General features: G+C 57.6%; 2 protein-coding genes. Both read right to left on the bottom strand.

Going from position 1 to position 941, the window contains the following annotated elements; genetic code table 11:
* On the bottom strand, positions 1 to 710 hold a 710-nt coding region (locus tag ABD353_RS39685; protein WP_344628575.1), incomplete at its 3' end, for a shikimate dehydrogenase.
* Positions 711 to 721: 11 nt separating this feature from the next.
* Positions 722 to 941 (bottom strand): hypothetical protein (locus tag ABD353_RS39690; RefSeq protein ID WP_344628576.1); only part of this gene is annotated, 220 nt, incomplete at its 5' end.

Genomic DNA, 941 nt, shown 5'->3' on the forward strand with positions numbered 1-941 from the left:
TTGTAGACGACGTCGGAGACGATCAGGTCCGGACGCAGGAAGCTGTCGTCAGGTAGCAGCATCTGGCCTTCGAACGGCTTCATGCCGACCCCGGTGGCATTGGTCAGGATCACGCTGCTGTCAATTTCGGCGCGCAGTTTGTCATGATCGTCGAGATCGAACAGATGGATCTCGCAGTCGGTGTTGTGGCGGATCTTGGCCACGGTTTCTTCTGCGTTGGCGAAGAATTTATCGCGGCGGTTGAAGATGGAGATCGCCTTCACGCCATCCAGTGCTGCCTGGACGCAGAGCGCCGTTGCCGCGCCGCCGGCGCCGAGTACGGTCATCTTCTTGCCGATGATATCGATACCGGCTTCGCTAAGGGCGCGCATGTAGCCGGTGCCATCGGTGATATGTCCGGTCAGTACGCCGTCGTCGTTGACCACGGTATTGACCGCCCCGACCAGCTGTGCCGCCGGCGACAGTTTATCGAGATACTGGCAAATCTCGGTTTTGTTCGGCATAGAGACGTTAAAACCGCGCAGCTTCATCGCCCGGAAGCCCTGCACCACGTCTTTTAGCTCCTGGTTACCGACTTCAAAAGCGAGATAGACGTAGTCCAGCCCGAGATGGGCGAAAGCCTCGTTGTGCATGGTGGGCGACATGCTGTGACGAATCGGGGTGGCGATCAGGCCAATCAGCTCAGTGTGTCCAGTAATACGTTCTGCCATGACAAAAATCCTCAATAAGTTAGAAAGGGAATTCGTTGTGCTTCGCGGCTGCCCAGCGCACCCATGTCTTCCAGTGCATCCAGTACGTTGCGGCCTTCGCGGACGCCATCGATAATGCGTCGCGCCATCACGCTGTCGCCGATGTTCATGATTTTGACGTTATTGGCATTGGCCCAGCGCTCGATCTCGTCGAGACCCGTCCGGTTGGCGCGCATCCCCAGACAGACAAAG

It is taken from the genome of Kitasatospora arboriphila, assembly GCF_039528095.1.
Classification (GTDB): domain Bacteria; phylum Actinomycetota; class Actinomycetes; order Streptomycetales; family Streptomycetaceae; genus Kitasatospora; species Kitasatospora arboriphila.